The organism is Phormidesmis sp. 146-20, assembly GCF_052939475.1.
Genome location: NZ_JBJPHT010000004.1, coordinates 16,674 through 41,897, shown reverse-complemented (window position 1 = coordinate 41,897; position 25,224 = coordinate 16,674). Strand labels below are relative to the sequence as shown.

23 protein-coding genes and 1 tRNA gene are annotated in these 25,224 nt (G+C 49.3%); 14 read left to right on the top strand and 10 right to left on the bottom strand.

Features of this window, described 5'->3' with window-relative positions:
• Positions 1–10: 10 nt before the first annotated feature.
• Both pyk and ACKFKH_RS05035 read left to right on the top strand, forming a co-directional pair.
• The gene (pyk, locus tag ACKFKH_RS05040; RefSeq protein WP_446857151.1) at positions 11–1,792 is read left to right on the top strand and encodes a pyruvate kinase; all 1,782 of its coding nucleotides are present in this window, start codon (positions 11–13) and stop codon (positions 1,790–1,792) included.
• A 154-nt stretch (positions 1,793–1,946) separates the two neighbouring features.
• On the top strand, positions 1,947–3,398 hold the full coding sequence (locus tag ACKFKH_RS05035; RefSeq protein ID WP_446857150.1) for a phosphoglucomutase/phosphomannomutase family protein: 1,452 nt from the start codon (positions 1,947–1,949) through the stop codon (positions 3,396–3,398).
• A gap of 222 nt (positions 3,399–3,620) precedes the next feature.
• On the opposite strand, the gene ACKFKH_RS05030 is transcribed toward ACKFKH_RS05035, so the two are convergent.
• On the bottom strand, positions 3,621–4,148 hold the full coding sequence (locus ACKFKH_RS05030) for a pentapeptide repeat-containing protein (RefSeq protein ID WP_446857149.1): 528 nt from the start codon (positions 4,146–4,148) through the stop codon (positions 3,621–3,623).
• Between the two features lie 176 nt (positions 4,149–4,324).
• A complete protein-coding gene (locus tag ACKFKH_RS05025; protein ID WP_446857148.1) occupies positions 4,325–5,701 on the bottom strand; it encodes an LCP family protein in 1,377 nt (458 codons plus the stop codon).
• Between the two features lie 465 nt (positions 5,702–6,166).
• Here ACKFKH_RS05025 and ACKFKH_RS05020 point away from each other — a divergent pair, with 465 nt between their 5' ends.
• The gene (locus ACKFKH_RS05020) at positions 6,167–7,228 is read left to right on the top strand and encodes a mannose-1-phosphate guanylyltransferase (protein ID WP_446857147.1); all 1,062 of its coding nucleotides are present in this window, start codon (positions 6,167–6,169) and stop codon (positions 7,226–7,228) included.
• A 68-nt stretch (positions 7,229–7,296) separates the two neighbouring features.
• On the opposite strand, the gene ACKFKH_RS05015 is transcribed toward ACKFKH_RS05020, so the two are convergent.
• Positions 7,297–8,142, bottom strand: coding sequence for an alpha/beta fold hydrolase (locus ACKFKH_RS05015; RefSeq protein ID WP_446857146.1), 846 nt, complete (start codon positions 8,140–8,142; stop codon positions 7,297–7,299).
• A 50-nt stretch (positions 8,143–8,192) separates the two neighbouring features.
• On the bottom strand, positions 8,193–8,915 hold the full coding sequence (locus ACKFKH_RS05010) for a lysophospholipid acyltransferase family protein (RefSeq protein WP_446857145.1): 723 nt from the start codon (positions 8,913–8,915) through the stop codon (positions 8,193–8,195).
• Between the two features lie 495 nt (positions 8,916–9,410).
• On the opposite strand from ACKFKH_RS05010, the gene metG reads away from it, so the two are divergent.
• The 5 genes from metG to ACKFKH_RS04985 all read left to right on the top strand — a co-directional run bounded on the left by metG (position 9,411) and on the right by ACKFKH_RS04985 (position 15,505).
• Positions 9,411–11,018, top strand: coding sequence for a methionine--tRNA ligase (gene metG, locus ACKFKH_RS05005; protein ID WP_446857144.1), 1,608 nt, complete (start codon positions 9,411–9,413; stop codon positions 11,016–11,018).
• Positions 11,019–11,094: 76 nt separating this feature from the next.
• Entirely contained in the window at positions 11,095–11,709 is a 615-nt protein-coding gene (locus ACKFKH_RS05000; RefSeq protein WP_446857143.1) for a LabA-like NYN domain-containing protein, read from the top strand.
• A 94-nt stretch (positions 11,710–11,803) separates the two neighbouring features.
• Positions 11,804–12,958 carry an LPS export ABC transporter periplasmic protein LptC gene (gene lptC, locus ACKFKH_RS04995; RefSeq protein ID WP_446857142.1) on the top strand — a complete coding sequence of 385 codons (1,155 nt, stop codon included), beginning with the start codon at positions 11,804–11,806 and terminating at the stop codon, positions 12,956–12,958.
• An 86-nt stretch (positions 12,959–13,044) separates the two neighbouring features.
• On the top strand, positions 13,045–13,788 hold the full coding sequence (locus ACKFKH_RS04990; protein WP_446857141.1) for a phosphoadenylyl-sulfate reductase: 744 nt from the start codon (positions 13,045–13,047) through the stop codon (positions 13,786–13,788).
• A 277-nt stretch (positions 13,789–14,065) separates the two neighbouring features.
• Positions 14,066–15,505 (top strand): IctB family putative bicarbonate transporter, encoded by a 1,440-nt coding sequence (locus tag ACKFKH_RS04985; RefSeq protein WP_446857140.1) that lies wholly within the window; start codon positions 14,066–14,068, stop codon positions 15,503–15,505.
• 162 nt (positions 15,506–15,667) lie between these two features.
• Here the strand turns inward: ACKFKH_RS04985 and ACKFKH_RS04980 are convergent, their stop codons facing one another.
• Positions 15,668–16,915, bottom strand: a complete 1,248-nt coding sequence (locus ACKFKH_RS04980; RefSeq protein WP_446857139.1) for a HetZ-related protein — start codon at positions 16,913–16,915, stop codon at positions 15,668–15,670.
• Between ACKFKH_RS04980 and ACKFKH_RS04975 the strand changes: the two genes are divergently transcribed.
• A complete protein-coding gene (locus ACKFKH_RS04975) occupies positions 16,915–17,190 on the top strand; it encodes a hypothetical protein (protein WP_446857138.1) in 276 nt (91 codons plus the stop codon). The two genes, ACKFKH_RS04980 and ACKFKH_RS04975, sit on opposite strands and share 1 nt — an antisense overlap.
• A gap of 112 nt (positions 17,191–17,302) precedes the next feature.
• Here ACKFKH_RS04975 and ACKFKH_RS04970 read toward each other — a convergent pair whose 3' ends face one another.
• Positions 17,303–17,938: an L-threonylcarbamoyladenylate synthase gene (locus tag ACKFKH_RS04970; protein ID WP_446857136.1), complete on the bottom strand. Its 636-nt coding sequence runs from the start codon at positions 17,936–17,938 to the stop codon at positions 17,303–17,305.
• A gap of 97 nt (positions 17,939–18,035) precedes the next feature.
• Here ACKFKH_RS04970 and larC point away from each other — a divergent pair, with 97 nt between their 5' ends.
• Positions 18,036–19,418: a nickel pincer cofactor biosynthesis protein LarC gene (gene larC, locus ACKFKH_RS04965; RefSeq protein ID WP_446857135.1), complete on the top strand. Its 1,383-nt coding sequence runs from the start codon at positions 18,036–18,038 to the stop codon at positions 19,416–19,418.
• A gap of 66 nt (positions 19,419–19,484) precedes the next feature.
• On the opposite strand, the gene ACKFKH_RS04960 is transcribed toward larC, so the two are convergent.
• Positions 19,485–20,075 (bottom strand): DUF6658 family protein, encoded by a 591-nt coding sequence (locus ACKFKH_RS04960; protein WP_446857134.1) that lies wholly within the window; start codon positions 20,073–20,075, stop codon positions 19,485–19,487.
• Between the two features lie 112 nt (positions 20,076–20,187).
• Positions 20,188–20,739 carry a DUF6658 family protein gene (locus ACKFKH_RS04955; protein ID WP_446857133.1) on the bottom strand — a complete coding sequence of 184 codons (552 nt, stop codon included), beginning with the start codon at positions 20,737–20,739 and terminating at the stop codon, positions 20,188–20,190.
• Positions 20,740–21,064: 325 nt separating this feature from the next.
• Between ACKFKH_RS04955 and ACKFKH_RS04950 the strand changes: the two genes are divergently transcribed.
• Complete coding sequence (locus ACKFKH_RS04950; protein ID WP_446857132.1) at positions 21,065–21,985, top strand: lysylphosphatidylglycerol synthase domain-containing protein; 921 nt, start codon at positions 21,065–21,067, stop codon at positions 21,983–21,985.
• Between the two features lie 62 nt (positions 21,986–22,047).
• On the opposite strand, the gene ACKFKH_RS04945 is transcribed toward ACKFKH_RS04950, so the two are convergent.
• On the bottom strand, positions 22,048–23,544 hold the full coding sequence (locus ACKFKH_RS04945; protein WP_446857131.1) for a hypothetical protein: 1,497 nt from the start codon (positions 23,542–23,544) through the stop codon (positions 22,048–22,050).
• A 66-nt stretch (positions 23,545–23,610) separates the two neighbouring features.
• Between ACKFKH_RS04945 and ACKFKH_RS04940 the strand changes: the two genes are divergently transcribed.
• Positions 23,611–23,736, top strand: coding sequence for a hypothetical protein (locus tag ACKFKH_RS04940; protein WP_446857130.1), 126 nt, complete (start codon positions 23,611–23,613; stop codon positions 23,734–23,736).
• Between the two features lie 315 nt (positions 23,737–24,051).
• On the opposite strand, the gene ACKFKH_RS04935 is transcribed toward ACKFKH_RS04940, so the two are convergent.
• Positions 24,052–24,134, bottom strand: a tRNA-Leu gene (locus ACKFKH_RS04935).
• Positions 24,135–24,553: 419 nt separating this feature from the next.
• Between ACKFKH_RS04935 and ndhL the strand changes: the two genes are divergently transcribed.
• Together ndhL and ACKFKH_RS04925 are read left to right on the top strand one after the other, a co-directional pair.
• The gene (ndhL, locus tag ACKFKH_RS04930) at positions 24,554–24,766 is read left to right on the top strand and encodes an NAD(P)H-quinone oxidoreductase subunit L (RefSeq protein WP_446857129.1); all 213 of its coding nucleotides are present in this window, start codon (positions 24,554–24,556) and stop codon (positions 24,764–24,766) included.
• Positions 24,767–24,861: 95 nt separating this feature from the next.
• Positions 24,862–25,194, top strand: coding sequence for a DUF3007 family protein (locus ACKFKH_RS04925; protein ID WP_446857128.1), 333 nt, complete (start codon positions 24,862–24,864; stop codon positions 25,192–25,194).
• The last annotated feature ends 30 nt before the right edge of the window (positions 25,195–25,224 follow it).

Here is a 25,224-nt window from a genome sequence, read left to right as displayed (position 1 = left end):
ACTCCTGTTCATGCAACTGCAAAACTCCCAGCGTAGAACGAAGATTGTGGCAACGATCGGGCCTGCCACCAGTAGCCCAGAGGTGCTGCGTCAATTGATCGAAGCCGGGGCAACGACACTACGCCTCAATTTTTCTCACGGCACCCACGATGACCATCTGCGGAGCGTTCGACTGATTCGGCAAATCTCCTACGACCTCAATCAGCCTGTTGGCATCCTCCAGGATTTGCAGGGGCCCAAGATTCGGTTAGGACGCTTTGAAAACGGCTCGATTATTCTCAACAAGGGCGATCGCTACACGTTGACCAGTCGCCTGATGCCGGGGACACAAGAAATTAGCTCGGTCACCTACGACCAGTTGGCGCAAGAAGTGCCAGAGGGTGCCACGATCATGCTAGACGATGGGCGAGTCGAGATGAAGGTGGAAGCGGTCGATCGTCCCAATCAAGCCCTGCACTGTCGCGTCGTCGTGGGCGGCCCGTTGTCAAACAACAAAGGCGTAAATTTCCCCGGCGTTTACTTATCGATCAAAGCGCTAACGGACAAAGACCGCAAAGACTTGATGTTTGGGCTAGATCAAGGCGTAGATTGGGTGGCGCTGAGTTTTGTCCGCAATCCTCAAGACGTGTTGGAGATCAAAGAACTCATTTCTAGTGCCGGAAAATCCGTGCCTGTGATCGTCAAGATTGAAAAGCACGAAGCGATCGAGCAGATGGAAGCAATTTTGTCGATCGCGGATGGCGTGATGGTTGCACGGGGCGATCTAGGAGTCGAACTGCCTGCCGAAGATGTACCCATTCTACAGAAACGACTGATCGCCACCTCCAATCGTCTGGGCATTCCGGTGATCACGGCGACTCAAATGTTGGACAGCATGGTACACAGTCCTCGACCGACTCGCGCTGAAATTTCGGATGTTGCCAACGCGATTTTAGATGGCACCGATGCGGTGATGTTGTCGAATGAGACGGCTGTGGGCAAGTACCCGATCGAAGCCGTTTCGACAATGGCTCAAATTGCGGTGCGGATCGAGAAAGAAAAGGGCAAGCGAATCTCGGAGGATGCGGGGCGATCGATCCCCAATGCGATCAGTCAGGCCGTTGGGCGGATTTCAGAACAGCTAAACGCCAAAGCGATCATGTCGTTGACCAAGACGGGATCAACCGCCCGCAACGTGTCCAAGTTTCGGCCGACGACTCCTATTTTGGCCATTACTCCCCACGTCGATGTCGCCCGACAACTACAGTTGGTTTGGGGTGTTAAGCCACTACTCGTCCTCGATTTGCCCTCAACCTGGCAGACGTTTCAAGCGGCGTTGAATGTAGCTCAAGAAAAAGAAATGGTGTCTGAAGGCGATCTGGTCGTCATGACAGCCGGGACGCTGCAAGGGGTGGCCGGCTCGACAGATTTGATCAAAGTAGAAGTCGTCACCGCCGTTCGAGGTAAGGGGATCGGGATCGGACAGGGTTCTGTTAGTGGACGCGCCAGAGTCGCTCAAAACGGCATGGACATCAATCACTTCAGCGCAGGTGAGATTTTGGTGGCTGCTAGTACGAGTGCTGACTATATTGAGGCGATTCGCAAGGCAGCGGGGATCATTACTGAAGACAGCAGTTTGACCAGCCATGCGGCGGTGATTGGGCTGCGGTTGGGGGTTCCGGTGATTGTTGGGGTCAAGAATGCGACTTCGGCGATTCGAGATGGCGAGATTGTCACGTTGGATATGCAGCGAGGATTGGTCTACTCTGGCGCAACGGTGTCACCCAATGAGGCAGCTTTGTCGGCGGTGTAGCCCTAAATTTTTGCATCAAGCTGTCCGGACTTCTCTCAAAATCTGAACGATCGCCTCATCTACTTAAACTTACGATCGCCCTCTTGAAATCGATCCGCCCATTCTCGCTCATCACGGATACACTCAAAGATGAAAAGCTTTGGGAGACTGAAAGATGGCGGATGCTGCGATCGTAACGACCATTCAACCGATTAAGTTTGGCACGGATGGCTGGCGGGGAGTCATTGCGGCCGACTTTACGTTCGATCGCCTCAAACAAGTGGCTCCGCTGGCCGCTCAGGTGTTGGCTCAGGTCTATGGTCAACAGACGGGCAGCAACACAATTATTGTGGGCTACGATCGCCGCTTTTTGTCTGAAGAATTCGCTCAGGTCACGGCTGACTCGATCCGTGCGATCGGCTTTGATGTGTTGTTGTCAGAGACGTTTGCGCCGACTCCTGCCTTTAGTTGGGCCGCCAAACAGCAGAATGCGCTGGGCGCTCTGGTGATCACAGCCAGCCACAATCCAGGAGCCTATTCTGGGCTAAAGGTGAAAAGTGCCTTTGGGGGATCGGTGCCTCCAGAAGTTACTCAGCAAATCGAAGCGCTGCTGCAAACGGGAGAAGTGCCCCAACCTGCCCAAAAACCAGGCTCACTTCAAAGCTTTAATCCCTGGATGAGCTATTGTGCGGGGCTGCGATCGATGGTAGACATTGCCGCGATTCAAACGGCGATCGATCAAGGCAGTCTGACCGTTTTTGCTGATGTGATGCACGGAGCCGCCTCAACGGGGTTGTCTCAGATTCTCAGTCGCCCAGTTCATGAATTGAATTGCGATCGCGATCCCCTCTTTGGCGGTGGCGCACCTGAACCACTTCCCAAGTATTTGCCTCAATTGCTTCAGACAATTCGCGATTATGAGAGTACGGGATCGGTCGTTGGGCTGGTGTTTGATGGCGATGCCGATCGCATTGCAGCCGTTGATGGTCAGGGCAATTTTCTCAGTTCTCAAGTGCTGATCCCGATTTTGATCGAGCATTTGTTTCTACGAAGAGGCTACAGAGGCGAAGTCGTCAAGACGGTTAGCGGCTCAGATCTGATGCCTCAAGTCGCCAAACTGCATAATCTGACGGTATTTGAGACTCCGATCGGGTATAAGTACATTGCCGATCGCATGTTAGACGCGCAGGTTCTCTTAGGCGGTGAAGAATCCGGCGGGATCGGCTACGGACACCACATTCCCGAACGCGATGCCCTGCTCTCAGCCCTCTATCTGCTCGAAACGGTTGTCAAAACGGGACTCGATTTGGGTGAGTCTTATCGTCAGCTTCAAGTCAAAACGGGATTTTCGGCGGCTTACGATCGCATCGATCTCCCTCTCGCCAGCATGGAAGTCCGCGCAAAACTTGTAAATCAGCTTCAAAATCAGCCTTTGAGTGAAATCGCTGGACTTGCCGTTCTCAATTGCCAAACGGATGATGGCTACAAGTTTCGTCTGTCTGATCAAAGCTGGCTCCTGATTCGATTCAGCGGCACCGAGCCTGTCCTGCGACTCTACTGCGAAGCACCAACGCTAGAGCAAGTCCACCAAACTTTAAATTGGGCAAAAAGTTGGGCAAACAGCTAACCAAACGCGAATTCAACAGACTTCTTCGCGCCGTCATAAATTCGGAAGAGCAAGCTAAATTCCCACCGTAAGCAACTTTGAACCAGAACCCTTCTCTTAAAGTCCCCCAGAATTGGAGGGTTGAGGGGCAGAAGGTGCAGCCAACGAAGCGAAAAAATTTCATCGAATTCACGTTCAACTGAGCCTTGAATATGAGCGTTACATCAACTCAGTTTTCACCCCTTACTTACAGCCCAGACTCTCTCTCGTATCAACTCCTGTGACTGGATTGGTGCCCGAAGCCGTTTTGCAGAGCATGGCGACGTAATAGCGATCGATAATCGCATCCGAAAAGTCTGCCCCAGTGACCTTGGCTTCGTCAAATAGTGTCCGCGAGAGTGTCGCCCCAACCAGAATGGCGTTGGTCAGATCGGCTTTGTAGAGGGTGACGCGATCGACCAGGGCCCCTTCCAGATTTGCGCCAGACAGATTGGCACCCCAAAGATTGCCGTTCGTCATCATGGCATTCTTCAGATTTGCTCCTTGAAAGTTGGTTTCTCGCATCTCAGCCGCCACAAATACCCCGCCTTCGAGGTCTGCATTCGAGAAATCTCGCCGTTCAAGCTGCGTATTCGTGTAGTTAATCGTTTTCGCCTGAGCATACGCAGGACGAGCACCCAACAACACCCAAAGCCACGCCAACCCCAAAATAATCAGCAGTTGGAGGAGATGAATCAGCGTCGATTTGAGCGATTTAAAGGTTGAATACATGGGCGTTTGGGCTTAAAAATTTGGGCGTTGCTGAACGATGGTATGAATTCGCCCCCCAACCCCCCATTCTGGGGGACTCCCGGACTTTCAAAGTCCCTCACTTGTGGGGGATTTAGGGGGCGAAAAGATTGACACTTTCCACAGATTCATCCCTCCAATCAGCAACGCCACGTAATCTACTGCTTTGATTTTACCTGTGATTGATTCACCCAATCGTTGCCCACGCGAATCGTTAGATCAGAATCTAAGTCACCCGTCGAAGCCGCCTCCACACTACCAAACTTCAATGACCCTTGCAGAAGTTTGGCCGCTTGAAGGTCGCCTTTCTGGACGATGATTTGCGTCTTACTTTGCTGATCTGCCCAGTCTTGAATCGGGTAAACATTCTCGTAGCCCAGACGATTTAAGTATTGAACAAATTGACTCGCGGCCTCTGGCTGACTTGACGCATTCTGTACCGCAATTTTGAGATTGGCACCGGCCTCAGATGTCGCCTCACTCATCCCAGTTTTGAAATACTCCTGCATTACCCGATCGCGCCCCTGAGCATCCATGATCCAGTAGCTGGCAATAAATTCATCGGGCGCACTAAATCGACCGGGCAGCAGCACCATCTTAAAATCGTTTTTGTCAAGCTTTAGTCCCAGATTTACTAGCGCCAGCATCTCTTCTACACTGAGATTGGTATCAATGTACTTTTGCATCATCGTCACCAAACCAGGAATGCGCGGCAGCATCAAAGGACTAGAGAGCTTCGATCGCAGTGCCTTAATCAGGGCTTGTTGACGCTGTACTCGCCCAATATCGCCAAACGAGTCGTGACGAAACCGCGCAAACTGTTCGGCTTTGTCGCCATTGAGGGTTTGCCAACCGGGAGCCAAGTCGATTTTGAGTTTCTGAGTTTTGTCTACATAAGACATTTGCTCTGGTACATAAATATCAATACCGCCCAGCAGATCGACTAACTCGCGAAACGCATCGGTACTGACTCGGACGTAGCGATCGACGCTAATTCCATTCAAGGTATTGCCCACAACCTGACGCGCTAGCGCAGGGCCACCACTGGCGTTGGCTTGATTAATTTTGGTTGTTCCGATGCCAGGAATGTCTACCTGGGTGTCTCTGGGGATCGACAACAAATTAACGGTATTGTCCGTTGGATCAATTCTCAAGAGAAGCATTGTGTCGCTGCGTCCCGAAAATACCGCTTCAGATCCCACAGGGGCATCCAAGACGCGATCGATACCCATCACCAAGATATTTACCGGACGACCAACCTGATACTGAAATCCACTTTTCCACAGGTCGCCCAGAAGTTTTTGACCCTCAGCAGGAGCAACAGCTCCCGGAAGCGGGGTAACCAGTGCCAATGTGGTGCCAAAGGTCGCCGAAGCGGTGGCAGCAATCAAGAAAGTAAATCCCCAAAAGAGCGATCGGGCAGTAGAAGACTTGGACTTAGGAATTGCAGGAGTCGAGGCATGGGGCATAGCGGAGTTGGATGCGGGTTTCTCCAACGTGCCTGGCTGCTTTGTTTGGCTTTTCAACGGTTCCACTCAATCACACCTCAAAAACTGACCCTTGCTCAGACGCTAACTACGCTGCTGTCTTACTAGATTCCTGGCTATCCTAACCCAAAGTCGATCGAGTCTCCGTCCGCTATAAGTGAGAATTGATAGCACCTTGGGCCCATCTGCTCACTCAAAAATCTTTGGGACTTTGGACACTTTGATCACTCAGCAGCGACTCAATGAAGAATTGTTTCCGCATACAAGCTTCTGGGAATTCTACACTTGAAACTGTCCCAGAGGCTAGTCAGGCTCCTTTGAGGTTGCGCGCAAAGCGTCCATTAGTTGGCAAAGATACCGAATGAGAAGAGTCCGCAAAGAACCTTTAGGTTGCGAAAAAGATGTGAAAAAGATTGACTAAGATGTGACAGAAAGCGCATCTGCCACTCTTTTTTCTTGAAGATTTTTAGCCGCAAAGTTTAGCCCCTCACGAGAAGCAGAAGCCTAATTTTTATGACGCAACCTCTGATCCCCGTAATTTTGGCTGGTGGTAAAGGTGAACGGTTTTGGCCCCTGAGCCGCAAGCACCGCCCAAAGCAATTTCTCTGCCTGGATGGGAGTGGCAGCAGTCTTTTGCAATCAACCGCCGATCGTCTTCTGTCGATCGCTCAAGGCTGGGATAATCTCTGGGTCGTGACGGCGGCTCACCTTGCAGATGGCGTTCGCGAACAGCTTCCAGAGTTACCGATCGAGAATCTGTTGGTTGAGCCTGAAGGCAGAGACACAGCGCCTGCCGTCGCTTGGAGTACCTTAGAAATTGCCAAACGCTATGGCAACAGTGCCGTTTTAGGGTTCTTCCCGGCTGACCACTGGATCGACAATCAGGAGACATTTGATGAGACGCTGAAGGCTGCGATCGCCGTTGCCGTCCAAAAGTCTGCCATTGTGACTTTGGGGATCACCTGCACCCACGCTGCAACCGGATACGGCTACATTGAGCAGGGCGAAAAGATTGGACTGTATGGAAACTACCCAGCCTATCGCGTCGATCGCTTTACCGAAAAGCCCGATCGCGAGACGGCGCAAAAATTTCTAGACAGCGGTCGGTTTAGCTGGAATGGCGGCATGTTTGTCTTTGAGGCTGAGGTTGCTCTCAAGGAACTACGTCACCACGCGCCTGAAATTTTGACCCCATTGGAGGCAGACGGCGTGGTTGCCTACCCAACCATTCCCAAAAAAAGTATTGACTACGCGCTAATGGAGAAGACCGATCGCGCCTGTGTGTTGCCTGTGACGTTTGGGTGGGATGATTTGGGCGATTGGGCGGCGATCGAGCGTCTACAAAAAAGCGACAGCCCCAATGTTGAACTCGCCAATCACGTCGGATTAGACACCCAAGGAACTCTGCTTTATTCCACCAATGAGGATGAATTGATTGTGACGATCGGGCTAGAGGATACCGTAATTGTCCGCGACGGCAAGGTTACGCTAATCGTCAAAAAAGACCGAACTCAGGAGATCAAAGCCATTCTCAAAACATTGCACGATCGACCAGAGTACCAGAATCTTCTCTAGAAAGTGGGGCAACGGAGGCAGGGACGCAAGGAATACAGTTGAAAACTATTCTCAAGCTAAAAATTCTGTCATCCGTTGCTCAACAATCGGTTTGGAGCAGTTTCTACACAGCAGTCGGTTCGCGAGTCTGAGACAGAAGCTTCTAGAAAACCGTGAGCTTCCATGATCTTGAAGAGGTTCACTTCGGTTTCTAGCAGGCAGGTGTGTCCACTTTGGGGCAAGACCACTACTTGAGCATTCTGAAAAGCGCGCTTGAGGCGATAAGCTTCTGGCACCGAGGGAAACAGCTTGTCATCGACGCTGGCCAACAGTAAAACTGGCTGGTCAAGCTGCTGCAATTCTGATGTCGGAGTCTGGAACTGGTGTAGGAGAGACATCCGCCAAATCGAAGTTTTTTGGGGCACCGATCGCACCGCTTCGATCAAGGCTTGTCTGTCTGCGGGTGCAATCCGCCCAAACGAAGCCAACAACGGTAAAAACGTCACCGACGAAAGCTGATACGCCACTTCTGGCAAATAGCGGCTCAAAGACGATCCCCATGTAATCCAGGGGCGACGATTAAACGAGGAAGCCGGGTTTACCAAAATCATCCGATGAAACAGATGAGGCGCAAGTACAGCAACTTTCATTGCAAGACAGCCGCCAAACGACTCGCCACAGAGGTAAACCGATCGTCCTTCATCTCCCGCGATCTCCTGGTTGATCAGATCAACGACCTGTTGCGCCAGCGCTTCCCAACTATTTAAATCATCTGGTGGAATCGCCAAACAGCGCACATCAAAGCCCGCTTCTAACCCAGCCGTCTGCGCCCTCAATAGCTGCCCTGTGCCATCCATACCAGGCAAAAAGACGAACAGTGGAGCGTTTCGCCTGAGTTTTTTGGGGGTGAGAAAGATCGGGTGACTTTGAAGCATTGCAGGAATCGGCGGTGAGGAATAGGAAAAAAATTAGCGGTCAAAAGCGGTCAGAAGCAGCCCTGACGCAGCAAATCTTTGATCTCATCGTGGCAGTGATGGGTCAGATCGTTGACGATCGTTCTTGCTTGTTTGCCCTGATAGTGTTGACGTTGAGCGGGCTGAATCCAGTAAGGGCGACCAATCATCACATTCACTCGCTGATACATCACCAGAGGATGCCAGCCCTCTTGATTGAACAATGGCTCAGAGGGATCAAAGAAGCTGAGAAGTTTGAGCGGAACGGCCGACGTTTTGGTTTCTGACTGGACGGCGATCGCCACAGGCAAAACAGCCAAATTCTGAACCGGGGCCCTGAGTGCAAGATGGGCAAATCCGCGCTGAAAATCACCCATCTGAGTGCGATCGGGACTGTTGACCATCGGATCAGTGCCCTCCGGAAACACCCCAACCGCTTGCTGAGTCTTGAGAAGCTGAGTTGCTTGATGAAAAAAGCTCTGCTGACGCTGCTCAGGAGCCTCTAGCGGAAAACAGCCCAGTTTTGTAACAATCTCCCGCATCACGGGCACCTGCCCCATGTAGTGATGACACGCAAACCGAATCGGACGATCGATCGCTGCCATCAATAATGGAGCATCCAAAAAACTTCGGTGATTGCTGACCACGAGTAGCGCACTGTCTTGGGGAACGCGATCGCGATGGTGCAAATACATTTGCATTCCCAGCGTCAGAAGCAGCAAGCGCGAAATTTGAAGCGGACTATCAGATGCCATGCAAAATGAACCAGAATCTTAGGATTAAGCCTTTTCTCTAGTTAACATTACTTTACTGAAGTCAACAAACGTCTACAGGCAGAAAGCTCGGCTAAGAAGCTTCTACCGTGCGCTGAAATTTTTGAATCGACTCACTACTCACTTAGAAATGAGGCAGACCGAGCGACAGCATTTTTATCAGTTTTGAAGAATTTAGCAAACGTCCATCTTGCGAATCTTTGGCGAAATCTCTGGGCTGATGGAGGACGATCGATAAGATTTTCCGGGGGCTAAGTTCGGTAGATTTGAGGAGTGAAACGCATTTTTGAGCAGAGTTGACCGCTAAGATTGAGAGACTTCTACCAATGAGCAGAGAAGCCAGTAGATAAATGGATAGAAAACTCAGTGGGGCGATGGTTCCTTTTCTGTTCATAAAATCTTGTTAGGGCAGGGGTGCGCTCAGTCCACTGTGACCCTGGTTAAAAGCAGTTTTAGCGATCGTGTTTGATATTATCTATGAGTTCTGAAGACCTTAAGCGTTCTACCTTTACAATCACAACGCCCCTCTACTACGCAAACGGTTTACCGCACGTGGGGACGGCCTATCCAACGATCGCCGCCGACGCAATAGCCCGATTTCAACGATTGCAGGGCAAGCCAGTCCTATTCGTCACGGGGACAGATGAGCATGGGCAAAAAATCCAGCGTACGGCAGAAGGATTGGGGCGATCGCCTCAAGAGCACTGTGACCTGATCGTGCCAGAATTCAAACAACTTTGGGAAAAATTAGGGATTCGCTACGATCGCTTTATTCGCACCACTGAGGAACGGCATGGGGCGATCGTCAAAGAATTTTTTCAGATCGTTTGGGACAAAGGCGACATTTATCTCAGTCAACAAAAAGGCTGGTACTGTGTCTCTTGCGAAGAATTTAAAGAAGAACGCGAACTGCTAGACGATCACTACTGCGCGATTCACCCTAACAAACAAGCCGAATGGCGTGACGAAGAAAACTACTTTTTCCGGCTGTCAAACTACCAGGAAAGATTAGAGAAACTGTATCAAGAGCATCCTGAATTTATCCAGCCAGCCAGCCGACGCAATGAAGTTTTAAGCTTTGTCAGCCAGGGATTGCGCGATTTTTCGATTTCGAGAATTAACGTCGATTGGGGCTTTCCGGTTCCTGAGAATCCGAACCACACGCTGTATGTCTGGTTTGACGCGCTTTTGGGTTACATTACCGCCCTGCTAGATCCAGAAAGCGAACCGACGCTCAAGAATGCCTTGTCTCGGTGGTATCCGATCGACGTTCATCTCATCGGCAAAGATATTCTGCGGTTTCATGCGGTCTATTGGCCTGCGATGCTAATGTCTGCGGGATTGCCGATGCCCGATCGTGTGTTTGGACACGGTTTTCTGGTTCAAGATGGGCTAAAAATGGGCAAAAGTACCGGAAACACCATTGATCCGGTGGCTTTGGTCGATCGCTACGGCAGCGATGCGGTGCGCTACTACTTTCTCAAAGAAATTGAATTTGGGCGAGACGGCGTGTTTGATGAGACGCGCTTTGTGAATATTCTCAACGCTGACCTGGCTAACGATCTGGGTAATCTCCTCAACCGGACGCTTAAAATGGTTTCCAAATACTATGGCGGTACGGTTCCTGATCTGGCGATCGACGATATTCCGTTAGTCAATCCGCTCAAGGCCGCTGGGGTGAAATTGGGCGATCGGGTTCAGCAAGCCTACGAAGCGTTGGCCTTTAATACAGCTTGTGAGGAAATTCTAGCGCTGGTGCGTTTGGGCAACAAATACATCGATGAGCAAGCTCCTTGGACGCTTTACAAACAAGGTCAACAACACGCGCTACAACAAGTTCTCTACGCAGTTTTAGAATCGGTGCGGTTGGCGGCTTTTTTGTTATCTCCGATTATTCCGATCGGCAGCACCAAGATTTACAAACAATTAGGATATTCAGTGGATTTTGCCGAAACGCCTTTAATTGATGATTCAATCACATTGATGAAGCACGGAATCTGGGGTGCCCTTCCGCCAAACCAGACTTTGGGAGAGGCGCAGCCAGTTTTTCAAAAACTAGAACCTCCGGAGGAGCGATCGACTTAAAGGAATGAGAGGGGTGTCCATCATTAGTTTGGATTTTAAGCATCAATACTCTTTAACAAACTGAGGAATATCAACGGTGTTAAACCATATTCACGAAAACGAAACTGTATTTTCGCCTGAGCAAGTCCTAGAAAATCGCGGCAGAGTGGCTATTTTTATCGATGGCTCTAATCTCTTTTATGCCGCCCTACAACTGGGGATCGAAATTGACTACACCAAGCTGTTGTGTCGGTTGACGGCAGGTTCGCGCCTGTTGCGTTCCTTCTTTTATACAGGAGTCGATCGCACCAACGAAAAACAGCAGGGCTTCTTGTTGTGGATGCGGCGCAACGGCTATCGAGTCATTTCTAAAGATTTAGTGCAACTCCCTGACGGCTCCAAAAAAGCCAACCTGGATGTCGAAATCGCCGTCGATATGATGTCTCTGGTCGGCTCCTACGATACGGCCGTTTTGGTGAGTGGTGATGGCGATCTGGCTTATGCGGTGAATGCGGTGAGCTATCGAGGCGTGCGAGTCGAAGTGGTGAGCCTGCGATCAATGACCAGTGATAGCCTGATTAATGTCGCCGATCGCTACATCGATTTAGACAACATCAAAGAAGACATTCAAAAAACGCCGCGCAGCTACACTTACCGTCCGCTATCGGGGATCGGAGTGATGGACGACGGCGAAGACGATCCGTCTATTTGAGAAGCAACGGGAAACGGGAGCCTTTTGAGAGGGAGTTCGTCAAGACCTTGATGGATGCTCAAAAGTCTTCTGGGCATTCGCAAGGAGAGCCAGCTTGAATTTGCATCGATCGACCTACCTAAACCTGTTGCTGATCACGCTACTGGTCGGCACTTTTGCCTGTGGAAAACGTGATACGGCAGCAGACAAGTTAGCCAACGACACCCAGGAAATCCAGAAGTTTGACAGCAATCTCAACTGGAACGACATCACCCTTGAACAGGTAGACGACAAAGGCAAACTCTGGTGGAAGGTCAAGGCGAGACAAGCGACCTACAGCAAAGATCAAAAGAACGCCACCGTTGACAATCCCAAAGGAGAACTCTATCAGGACGGCAAGCCTGTCTTTAAAGTTGAGGCGCAAAAGGGTGAAGTGCAGCAAGATGGCAAGGCGATCGTGCTCAAAGGGCAGATCATCGCGACCGATCTCAAAGATGGCACGGTGCTAAAGGGCAACGAAGCGGAATGGCGACCTGTCGAGGATGTTTTGCTGGTTCGCAATCGTGTGACCGGAATGCACAAACAGATGCAGTTTGCCGCTCAAGAAGGCCGCTTTCAGACTCGTGCGCGGACGATGGAGCTAACCAAACAAATTGTGGCTTCCTCAAAAGATCCCGAAATCCAGGTGAGAACGGAGCATTTGACCTGGAACATTCAAACTCAGAAAGTGGTGGGCGATCGCCCCATGCAAATCGATCGCTTCAAAAACAAGGTGCTGACGGAGAGAAGTACGGCCGATCGCGTCAATGTTGATCTAAAAGCAAAGACGGTTAACCTTCAGCAAAACGCCAGAATTGACTCAAAACAGCAAAATGTCCAGGTCAGCAGCAACGATTTGTTGTGGAATCTGGACGCTCAGACAATTAATTCTAGCCAACCCGTGACGATTCTCAACCCATCTCAACAAGTGACGCTGACGGCCAATCAGGGACTGCTCAATTTGCAGAAAAACACCGTTGATCTGACCGGGAATGTCAGAGGGATCGGACAGCGAAATGATTCTAAACTGGATGCCGACCGAGTCACCTGGTTTTTGACGACTCAACAGTTTCAAGCCGATGGCAACGTCAATTATCGTCAAGCCAATCCGCCCTTTAGCCTCGCGGGCCCTCGTGCAGCGGGGAGGCTTCAGGATCAGCAGGTTGCGGTCAGTGGGGGCGAGCGTGGCGGGAGAGTGGAGATGCAGATTGTGCCGCAGATGAGGCAGTAGGGATGAGGGAGGAAAGCAAGTGGTGCAGTCGAGCCGATAGAATGGGGATTGCACTTAAGACGATCCTTCTCTGAGGAGAACCCATCATGGCGCAACTGATCGCGCAGCCTCTTGACATTCCTAGCCTTGATGCAGAACTGTCTCAACAAAGTCCCCAAAAAATTCTGCAACGGGCATTGAGCCAATTTGATAACATTGCAATTTCTTTTAGCGGTGCTGAAGATGTTGTGTTGATTGATATGGCGCACAAAATTAACCCCAACATCAAAGTGTTTAGCCTCGATACGGGCCGCCTCCACGCCGAAACGTATCAGTTTATCGATCGCGTCCGCAAACACTACGGGATCACGATCGACATCATGTATCCCGATGCGACTCGACTCCAGGAAATGGTTTCAGCGAAGGGACTTTTTAGTTTTTACGAAGACGGACACCAGGAATGCTGTGGAATTCGCAAGGTCGAGCCGCTTCGTCGTAAGCTGTCTACATTGGATGCCTGGATCACAGGTCAACGTAAGGATCAAAACCCTTCAACTCGTGCCAGCGTTCCGATCGTGCAGGTGGATACGGCTTTTTCGACGGACGATCGCCAGTTGGTGAAGTTTAACCCGATCGCGAACTGGTCTTCGGCGGATGTTTGGATGTATATTCGTGCTTTTGAGGTGCCCTACAATCCTCTCCATGAGAAGGGCTTTGTGAGTATTGGCTGTGAGCCTTGCACCAGAGCAACCTTGCCCAATCAGCATGAGCGAGAAGGCCGCTGGTGGTGGGAAGAAGCCACTAAAAAAGAGTGCGGTTTACACGCGATCAATCCCAATCAGACGACTTGATCCATGTGACTTCGATGAGGTTGTTTGCTTTGCTTACAAATCCGGGAGCGCTCCTAAATTCCCTAATTCTGGCAGGGCTGATTGACCGTGAAGAAAGGTTAGGCTGACGGGAATATCTGCATCTACTGGATCTGACCGTCAGTTTCATTGTCTGGGTTAGCGGGGTTTTGGCGCAAAATCTAATGAGGTTCCCTTGTCAGCGATCGTTTTTTGAGGATAATGACTGATAGCTCACAGGCCCCTTGGGCAACTATTCTCTGACGCTGGTAAGTCGCTTATGAATTCCGTTTGGCAACAGGTCACGCTGGCAACGCTGCCACTTCATCAATGGCGATCGACGAGCTTGCTTCATCGTCCGGTGGGGCTGTTGCAGTCGTGGCGCAAAACAAGCTGGCTGATGCAGTGGGCAGACGCGATCGGAGTGGTGCTGTTGAGTCTTGTGTTTGGTCTAGCGCCCTTTGTTTCGAGCGACTTAATGGGAGTGCTGCTGGTTGCGTGTGCCGGGTATTGGGTCTTACTCACGCTTTCAGACGATTCCCCAGTGTCCGGTTTTGGGCAGAAGAAGGCAATTTGGGGTTCAGGATTGACTCCGATTCACCTGCTAGTGCTGCTCTATTGGGGAATTGCGACTGTTGCGGCGGCGGTGTCTCCAGTCAAGCGAGAAGCCTTTACAGGCTGGAGTAAGCTGACTCTCTATCTGATTTTGTTTGCGTTGATGGCGCGAGTGTTGCGATCGTCAAGGCTGCGATCGTGGCTAATTACTTTCTACCTACACATTGCTGTTTTGGTGAGTGGATATGGGTTGAGACAGTGGTTTTTTGGAGCGGATGCGCTAGCTACCTGGGTTGATCCTGAATCGCCATTTGCTAAGACGGTGCGAGTTTACAGCTTTTTAGGAAATCCGAATTTGCTGGCGGGCTATTTGTTGCCTGCGATCGCGTTGAGTATTGCTGCGATTTTTGCCTGGCGAGGGTGGCTTCCTAAAGGGTTGGCGATCGTCATGACGGTTGTGAATACGGCTTGCTTGATCTTGACGTTTAGCCGGGGCGGTCTGATCGGATTTGTGGTGCTGATTTTTGTGATTTTGCTGTCGCTGCTGTATTGGTGGAGCATTCATCTGCCGCGTTTTTGGCAAGTCTGGTCGGTTCCGATTTTGGTGGGCAGTCTGGCGGGCGTTTTGATTCTTGGCGTGTTGTTTGTGCCGCCGCTGCGAAGTCGGGTGTTTAGCATTTTTGCGGGACGCGGAGACAGCAGCAACAATTTTCGCCTCAATGTCTGGGCTTCTGTGATTCAAATGATTCAGGATTACCCCGTCTTGGGAATTGGGCCAGGTGATTCGCCGTTCAAGAAAATCTATCCGCGTTATCAACGGCCCCGCTTTAGCGCTTTGAGTTCTTACTCAATCTTGTTAGAAGTGGCCGTCGAAACGGGCTTGATTGGCTTGACCGCGTTTTTGTGGCTGCTGCTGGTGATCCTTCATCAGGGATATGTCCAACTCAAACGACTCCGACAGCTTGGCAACCGGGACGGCTTTTGGCTGATTGGCTCGATCGCCGCTCTGTTGGGCCTGTTTGGTCAAGCCCTATTTGATACGGTGCTGTATCGTCCTCAGGTGAATACGCTCTGGTGGATGGCGATCGCCCTCATTGCCAGTTTCTACACCTATCACCAGCCTGATTTGAATGAGTCGGTGAGCGATCGTGAGCAGCTTGATTAGAGAATTATCACAAAAACCTTGAAATCTACCAACATGGGAAATTTGGGAAGCAGACAGGCTAAACATCGAAGCAAAGAACTCATCAAATTTCCATTAAAAAAGTGGGACAATTGCTTACCCCACCCAAGATTGCATTACCCAAAACGGATTCTGAAAACCGCTCTATTTGTTGAGTTGGTTTCGAGTCTGACGCGCGGCTTCGAGTAGAGTGCCCCAACGTTTTTGCAGTTGTTTTGCAGTACATTTCAACGTCTGCATAATTTCCTGATCGCTAGTGGTCGATCGCTTCAAACGGACTAACTGCTGCTGCTCAGGAGACAATTGGGCAAAAAACAGTTCCCATTCTGGCTGAGACAGCCCCAAATTTTGGTCAAGGTCAGCCCCCAACCACTCGTGAACCAGTTTCCAACTTTGAGACGTTGAGAACTTTTCGACGTGGTACTTAAACCGCTGCTGCAAATAATCGCGCTGGCGGGGCGTGAGATTCAACACTTCGTCAATTTCAGGAACGGACAGGTCTTGCAGTTTGAGAGCGAGATAACTGGCACAATCGTCCTGCCCTTGAGATTCGAGATATTGCATCAGTTCGACGACGACGCGATCGCGCAGCGCCCCTTCCGAAGGATCGACTTTCTCAGCCACCATCTGTTCTCGAATCATCTGCATAATTGGCGATCGACCATACGCTTCTGCTTCGTCTCCCTTGGCCGACTCCATTGCGGTCTCAATATCAACGGCGATCTCTTGAGGCTGACGACTAGCAAATCGTTGGGCCCGCAGAATGATTAACTGTTGATTGTGCTGAGTGGGCAAGGTAATGCGCCGTTTGCCATACTGCTCGGTAAACGCCATGTACTCAGCCAGTTGGAGACGAGTTCGAGGTTGGTAATCTTCGGGCAGGGCATTTTCGCGGCGAAAGGCTCTCAGCGACTCAGTATAGAAGCCCTGCAAAAAATCCTCAATCAGCGTAAATCGAGCCTGAAAACTGAGTTGGAGGTGAGCCGGGGCGATCGGACGATAAACCATCGTACTCAAGGTACTGTGCAATTCTACGCGGCCCTGTCGAGAACCCAGCCGATAATAGTTGACGCATTTATCCAGACGATAGCGACCCAGCGTTAGTCGCCAAGATCCGACCTCTCCAGAAGTTTGAATGCGATCGCTTTTACTACAAATCCGCTCGACTTCGGCGGCGATGCGGTGGGCGATCGCTTGAGCAGCTTTTTCGGTAACTTGAATTTCGGCTTGCAGTTCTGTGGTGAGCAGTTGAGCCAGCTTTTCGATAGGAGAGAGAATGCGGTTATCTTCTGGTGTAATGGCTGTATCAGAGACCGGAAGACCACCGTTGTCAGGGATAGAAGCCGTAAAGGGGGTTGCTTCTTGTTGAAGGTTGGCAGATTTTGCGTTCATTGTCAGACCCAGACTTGGTAGTGCATGTCAGTCCCTACATCGCAGATTTAGGCGACTACGGTGAATCCGGATGCGCGTATGGCAGTTTTATATTTGGTCAGTTTTTTCACTTAATGGCGCACCATGAGATAGTTCAGCCCACCCAGCCAGAGGATGACAAGTGGCTCAAACACAGCAACTCAGTAGGTACGATCGACCAAGCTGATAAAAATATACTACTGTGTTTCAGTGGACGATCGCCAGGGTGGTTGGGGGAAGTGAGGAGTGAGGAGTGAGGAATGAGGAGGGAGGAGTGAGCAGTTAAATTTCTTCAAGCTCTCAAAGTCAAAGCTCAACCTTCAAAACTTTTTCATCCCTCCTTGCGAAGCGAAGTTCTCCCTTATCCCTTCAAATCCTCTCCTCCACCGCCTCCCATCCCAGACCTTTTCTCACTATCACAGGTTCCGCGTTGGTCAAATCTAAAATGGTGGATACCTGGTAAGAAGGTTCTTCGCCTGTATCGAGGATGAGATCAACGGATTTTTCTAGACTGTCAAACAGTTCTGCTTGAGAGGGATAGTCTAACTGGCTCTCGTCGGCTTGAAGGTGGGCAGAGGTGGATACGATCGGGTTGCCCAAGACTTTTAGAAGCGCCGCACAAAGGGGATGATCAGGAACTCGAATGCCTGTTGTTTTGCGTTTGGGACTCATCACCAGTTTGGGAACGAGCTTGGTCGCGGGCAACAGAAATGTGTAGGGGCCAGGAATCAGACTCTTCATCAAGCGGTATGCGGGGTCATTGACGATGGCATACTGCGAAATGTCGGATAGCGAAGCACACAAAAAAGTCAGTGGCTTGTCATTTGAGAGTTGTTTGAGTTGACGGACTCGCTGCACAGCCGTCTTGGAATTGAGATCACAGCCGATCGCGTACACAGTATCCGTCGGGTAGAGCATGATAGCCCCACTGCGTAATGCATCCACAACTTGCTCAACGCCACGCGCCTGGGGATTTTTGGGATGAATTCTGTAAATCGTAGCCATAGGAGGAAAAAAAGAAGAAAGGGTTTAACCATTCCTCATCGTGCAAAAGGTAGGGTGTAAAGGGACAATCAATTTCCCTTTTTCCTGGTTTACGTCAATGAGTAAAGTCGCTTATTTGGAGTGCCCGACTGGAATCGCGGGTGACATGTGTCTGGGTGCGCTGGTGAGTGTTGGCGTTCCTTTAGACTACCTGACTACGAAGCTTGACGGTCTAGGCATTGCGGAGGAGTATCAGCTTAAAGCAGCGTTTGTGCAACGCAATGGGCAGCAAGCCACCAAGATTGAAGTTGAATTGAAGGGTTCTTCAGATACGCCTCGATCGCAAGCCGAGCATTCCCACACTCACAAGCACCCTTCTCACGAACATCCTCACGCTCACGAACATCCTCACGCTCACGAGCATTCCCACACTCACGAAACATCTGCTGCAACAGGTTCTCGACTGCGCCATTTGCCCGAAATCGAACAGATGATCCAAGGAGCCGACTTGCCGCCACGGGCTGAGAATTGGAGTTTGGCAATATTTCGGCAGTTGGCAGCCGCAGAGGGAGCCGTCCACGGAATTTCACCAGAGCAGGTACATTTTCATGAAGTAGGGGCGATCGATGCGATCGTGGATATCGTCGGCACTTGTTTGGGGTTGGATTGGCTGGAGATTGATCACTTGTATTGTTCAGCTTTACCAACAGGAGGGGGGACGGTTTGGGCGGCTCACGGACGATTGCCAGTGCCAGTTCCCGCCGTTTTGAAACTCTATGAGATGCGTCAGGTGCCCCTCTACAGCAACGGCATTGAGCGAGAATTAGTCACTCCTACGGGGGCGGCGATCGCAACCACACTTTCTACAAAATTCGGATCTCCACCTACCATGACGCTGCAAAAAGTCGGACTGGGGGCAGGATCGATCGATTTACCCATTCCCAACATTCTCCGCTTATGGATTGGCGAAACGGCTGGAGAAAAGCTTGAAAAAGCCAACCACTTGCCAACTCAAAAACCTGAATTTCAGAATTCAAACAACTTAGATCAACCGTCTATTTCAGTTTTAGAAACCCAGATTGACGATTTAAACCCGCAGGCGATCGGCTATGTATTTGAGGCACTCTTTGCGGTGGGGGCGCTGGATGTTTTTACGCAAGCGATCGGCATGAAAAAATCACGTCCCGGAGTCTTACTAACGGTCATTTGTTCAGTTGAAAAAGTAGCCGACTGTAAGAAAGTTTTATTTCGAGAAACCAGCACTTTAGGCATTCGCCATTCTCTCCAGCAGCGGTCAACTTTACACCGAGAATTTCACAAAGTTGAGACGATGTTTGGTGTGATTCAAGTTAAGGTAGCCCGAAATCAAGAGGGCACCATTATCAACGTTCAACCTGAGTACGAAGACTGTGCCCAAATTGCTCGTCACCATCAGATTGCCTGGCGTGAAATTCATCAAATCGCGCTACAAAACTGGCATCAGCAAAACCAAGATCACTAAAAAACCAGGTTGGGCAAATAATGCATCCAACCTGGCGATTCTGAAGTTCAAAGATTCACATAAACGTTAGTCGATCGCGTCTTGGGCAGCCCGTTTCACATTTGTCGCCGCATCCTCAACCGATCGCTTCACGCTTTTAGCAACATCATCACTTTTGCTCTTGGCGTTGTAGGCTCCCCGTTGGGCTTTGTCTCCAACTTCCTTAGCTTTATCGACTGTGCGATCGCCCGCTCTCGCAGCTTTGTCTACAGCACCTTTTGCATCACTTGTAGCATCATCGGTCGCCCCTTTGACACTATCAACAATGTTCTTGGCTCGCTCTTGAATGGGGGCACCATTGCGATAGTTTTCAACGTACTGATCAACACTGTCAACCCGCTTAGAGTTGATGTCCTTTTCGGCACGATCGATCAACGCTTTGGTCTTTGTGGCTGTGCCTTTGGCAGCTTGTCCAGGTGCGGTATCGCTAAAGTTATTCATGCCGCCCTCGTATGGCTGCGTTTGACCAACCGGGTTAGGGCCGCCATCGGTAGAGGGCATTTTTGCCTGAGCATTACCATTACAAGCCGTGGTGAAAATTACCAGAATTCCTGCTAGAAACACCGTTAAAAGTTGAACCAGCCGAATCGATTTGAAGAAAGAAATGACTTTGCTCATAAAATTACCTCATGGGTTTGTTTGTGTTTACTTCAGCAATTTGCTTTAGCGCTATTGCGATCTAACAAAGGTTTTGATCCCCCGTCGATCGCAATTTTTGACTAAATTTTGACTACTGCCCGATCGCGGGATTTGCCTTTGCTTCTGGACGGGCTGATGCAGAGTCAGCCGTATCTTTGACAAAAGAACTTGCATCTTTGAACGCTTCACCCACACGCTCTAAAATCTTGGCATCGGGGTCACTGCGATCAATAACAGGCTGCTTTTGTAGAGGCAAGTTTGGCAAGGACTTCTGTTGCTTTGCGCCAATATCGGGACGGTCAGTCTCAGTGTTGTTAGACCCTCGATAATTGAGATCAGAGGCGTTGCTTTTGATTGAATTGTCAGCAACCTGCTTTGAAGGAAGCAAGGACTGAGCCTGTTTTTTGACATTTGACCGACCTGTGATTTTGGGGTCAGCCGTCATTTCTGACTCGGAGCCTTCTCCACCCATTTTGTGAGGGTTGTTGTTGCCACCAATCTGGACAGGCGTATTGTCAGGACGAGAGCCTTGCAAATTTGCATCGCTACAGGCAGTCGTTAGTAAAAGAACAAATCCTGCTAAAAAAACCATCAGGATCTGCTTGATTCGTACCTCTTTAAAAGAGAAAGTTGGTCGCTTCATTCCGTGCTCCTTCTTGTGTCAAATCTTACAGGAGAATCCAATCAGTTTCTATACGATTCCTATAGGTTTAAAGCCTCAAATTCACCAAATTTAGCCTTGCTTATAGAAGCCTTAAACCCAACTTAAACTTTTAATTCTCCTGTTACCTGAATCCGCTTATCAACAGTACAGAAGTCAAGTGAACAACAACCTCTAACGCAAGTCACATTTTCAGCAAATTGGTGCTAATTCTTCTCTTACCGTAGAGAGATTGCAGCCGCTCCCCAATTCTCCATTGAGCGATAGAAGACGTACATTAAACTGAGGCAGTACATTGCACTTGTCTATGAAAATCTTCTGGACACGCTCTAAACCCTTCCTGCGTTGGCTGATTTTGGGAGCCGTCCTGTTTTTCTTAGCCAAAACACTCACCACTCATTGGCAAGAAGTAGCGAACTTGCGAATCGATTCAGTTGGGTTTGCCTGTCTAACGATCGCCCTGGGGATCACGCTCTTAGCTCACATTTGGGCGGGTTGGGTCTGGAGTTGGATTCTACAATCCCTAGATCAGAATGTAACCGGAGTTTGGGGGGTTCAGGTTTACCTCAAAACCAACATTGCTAAATATTTGCCCGGAAATCTGTGGCACTTTTATGGGCGCATCTCGGCTGCTACCAAAGCTAACATTCCGCTTAAAGCCGCAACGCTAAGCATTCTATTGGAACCCTTGCTCATGGTGTCAGCGGCTCTATTAATTGCCTTGTTTAGTCTTCAGCAGATCGAGCAGGATTGGCTACGTCAGGGGTCGATCGTCGGTCTACTTCTCGTGCTAGTTAGCCTTCATCCGCGCTGTCTAAACTTGGCGATCGCTCACCTGACTCGACTCAAACAAAAAGCTACCCACTCTCCTGCCACGTCTCCCCTCAAACTGAAACGCTATCCCTGGCGATCGCTGCTTGGAGAACTGGGCTTTTTGGGACTGCGGGGCATCGGATTTGTGTTTGTGTTTCTGGCGATTCAAGTCATCTCTCTCAATCAGGTTCCCACGCTTTTAGGCGCATTCTCGATCGCTTGGCTATTAGGATTTGTCATACCAGGATTGCCGGGAGGAATTGGCGTATTTGAAGCGGTGGCGATCGCTCTTTTGCGAGAGTCGTTTTCTCCGGGTGATTTGATTAGCATTGTGGCGCTTTATCGGTTGGTCAACACGTTAGCCGAAGCGGCAGGGGTGGGATTGATCAGCCTGGACGATCGGCGCGAAAAGTAGGAGCAAAAACGATTGTAAAACTTCCAAAGCTGGCTTAAACCGACCTTCAACTTCGTCAACCTTCACTCAATATCTTCTTCGATCTCAAACGATTGATCTATTTCCAAAATCTCCGCTGGCTCCAGTCTGTAGTCATATTTAAGCTGAGAGAAAATGCGATATTCATCGAGATCAATCTGTTGTGGAGTCAAGTCCGGAGGAGGTAGATTCTCATCCATTTTGATCAGGTTATATTGCACGTTTTCGGCATAGATTGCAAACGTAACATTGAAGATTTCTAGAAAGTTGACAACCCACCAGCAGTCTTCTTCGGGACACTTTTCGTAGTAGCGAATTAGTTCAGCAATTTGCGCTTCTAGATGAGTACGAGCATTTTTGCAAATCAAAATTAGCTTGAGCAACACGATAACCAGCGTCATCGGATTGCCCTGTGACAGTAGGAGGACAAACAGCGCAGACGGATCGTTACGATTTTCGGTAGTCAGATATTCAATCACTCGATTACAAGTTCGCAAAATTAGTGCATCATTCACTAAATCGTCGTCGTAATCTCCATAAAGAAGCTCCATCTTGTCCGACAGTTTTGCCTGCAATGTTTCTGAGAACTTGTTGTTATCAACCGAAAAGATTAGATACTTTTTCAAGCTTTGCTTAAAGTCTCTGTAGCTGAGTTGCTGAACTTGATTTAGGTAAATATTTGCGAGATTAGCATAACTAAAAGGGCCGCGTTTGGCGACGATCGTTTTGATCAACCGCAGCACATTGTCGCCCAAAGCCGTCGGGTTTTTGGGTAATCGCTCAGGTGAAGAAATAATCTGTGATTTGGCGATATACATTGCGAGGTCAAACTTAAATCGATCTTTAAGCTGTTTTGATAAGGCTCTAGCGGCTTCTCGCTGCTCGATCGGATTTCCTAAATCCACATATTGTGGCACCAATAAATAAGACGTATATCGACTACTCCAGGGGCCGATTTGCTGCTCTTCATAGCGGGACGCAAAAAGTTTTAGATCTTCGTAATCTTTACTGTTTCTAAAGTTCTCAATCCACTGCCTTAGACGCTTTAAAGTCGGAGAAATCGTGTGTAGATCAAGTGCATTATCTTGAAAAACATAAACCAGATCTTGAATGGGTTTAAAGTTTCTGCTGGCATCCCAATTGTTAACCAGAATATAACAAGACCGTTTTAGAGTATTTCTAAACTCTTCTTCATCGTTGTTAAAAACAATCTCATAAACTGCATGAACCGCCCCCGAACTGACTGAATCGACGTGATAGAGAAATAATCGTTTGAACTCCAGCAACACTTCTTCGGGCGGCCATTTTCTGACGACATCCAAAAGAAAGCGATAAATGGTTTCTTGTGCCAGTTGAATATTTCGTCCCGAACGGGAAACTCTGTCTGGTTGCTCATTCTGATGTCCATCCATCAGTATTTCTCCGATCGCTCCATGACTCAGGGTTCCCAAAGATGAGTGGATCAGATGATCGGGTGACGATTGCACATTGTGCAGTTTTGATCTAAGGTATCTGCGACCCGTACCCGGAACTCCATTCATATAAACCAACACCAGATAGATGAGGCGTTCTTGCTCTTGATGAGAGAGTATCGCTCAAGTGATGGTATGGATGCAATCACTAATTTTGGCGAAATTCACAATGCTTACTTTTGGAGTCAATTAATCCACATTGTGACCGCCCAATTAGAGAAGCATCGACCGTCAATCGGCGATCGGCTGACCCAGTACTGAGCAGCATGCGCTGTTCACATATTTCCCTAGCTGGCAAAAAAGCTTGCAGAAATGTGATCACGCTAGTTGATTTTGGTGATCTCTATCACCAGCTAGTAATATCCGGAGATCTACAGAGCTTTTTAAGTTATAGCTCAAAGAATATCTAGTTCCTAATGATTGCCAAAGTTTTGCAGCACACACTGAGTCAAATCCTACAATTTTAGTTCAAGTGTACCAATGAATGAACGCAAAATGGCGGTTAGCGGCCAAAAATTCTATAAATAACTAATAGAGGACTGAGCTAACAGATAACCGACAGCATCAAGTTGAAGATGGGGGCAGAGGGACTTGAACCCTCACGACTTTTCAGTCAACGGATTTTAAGTCCGTAGCGTCTACCATTCCGCCATGCCCCCAGAGAATTAACTGCGGCTACACAACTCGAAACCGCACCTCTGCCAATCTACCTTGTTTATTGCATCATTAAATGGGTCACTTATCAACGTTGTTTTGAGATTTCTCAAGGTTTAGGAAAAGTTTAGAGAACTCGATCGCCGAGTTAACCCACAAAACTTTTTGCCTGAGAGTTCAAATCGCAGCAACGAGAGCAAAATCAACCGTCGCGGAGTACAAAGTCCTGAATTGGTCTATGCGGCAGACTTCATTCTTTGAGTCGCGTTGCCGATCGCACTTGCGAAGCGAACACCATTTGTCAGCCTCAACTCGCTCCCTTACTCAATCGTTCACCTTAGAAAACGCGATTGCAGAAAAGCTTTCCTCTGGTTGAAAAACGGTAGTATAGATGGGTTATACCCCTTCTTACCGTCGTAAAAGCATGGAAGTTGCACTTTTATACTTGGCTCTAGGTGGAGCTTATCTAGTCGCCGTCCCCCTTGCTATTTTCTTTTACCTTCAGGCTCGTTGGTACGTCGCACCCTCCTTTGAGCGCGGCTTTATGTACTTTCTGGTCTTCTTTTTCTTTCCGGGCTTGTTGGTGCTGAGTCCATTTTTGAACTTTAGACCCAAGCGGAGAACGATTTCGGCCTAGATGTAGGGATGAAGGATGAGGGATGAGGGATAAACTTGTTGAAACGCTTTGAGCGATCCTTCATCCGAATCGAGTAGCTATTATTTGGGTTGACAATGCGACGAATTGATGTAGTCGGGATCACGTTAGGCGTGTTTTTGGTAGGAGGATTGGCCTATCTGCTGCTAGAAACGATCGGACTCGACAGCATGAGCGCCGGAATTTGGAGCCAAGTGCTGTTGGTCGGGGCAATTATCGTTTGGGTTGTGACTTACCTGACGCGGGTTTTGTCACAAAATATGACCTACAATCAGCAGCTACAGGACTACAAAGAAGCCGTCTTGCAAAAGCGTCTCGAAGAACTCACCCCCGAAGAGTTAGAAAAACTTCAGGCAGAAATTGAGCAAGAAAACCAGGCAGGCAAAGGGCAGAAAAAAGCAAAGCACTAATTGAGAGCCTTCCCTATTCGTCCTAAACTA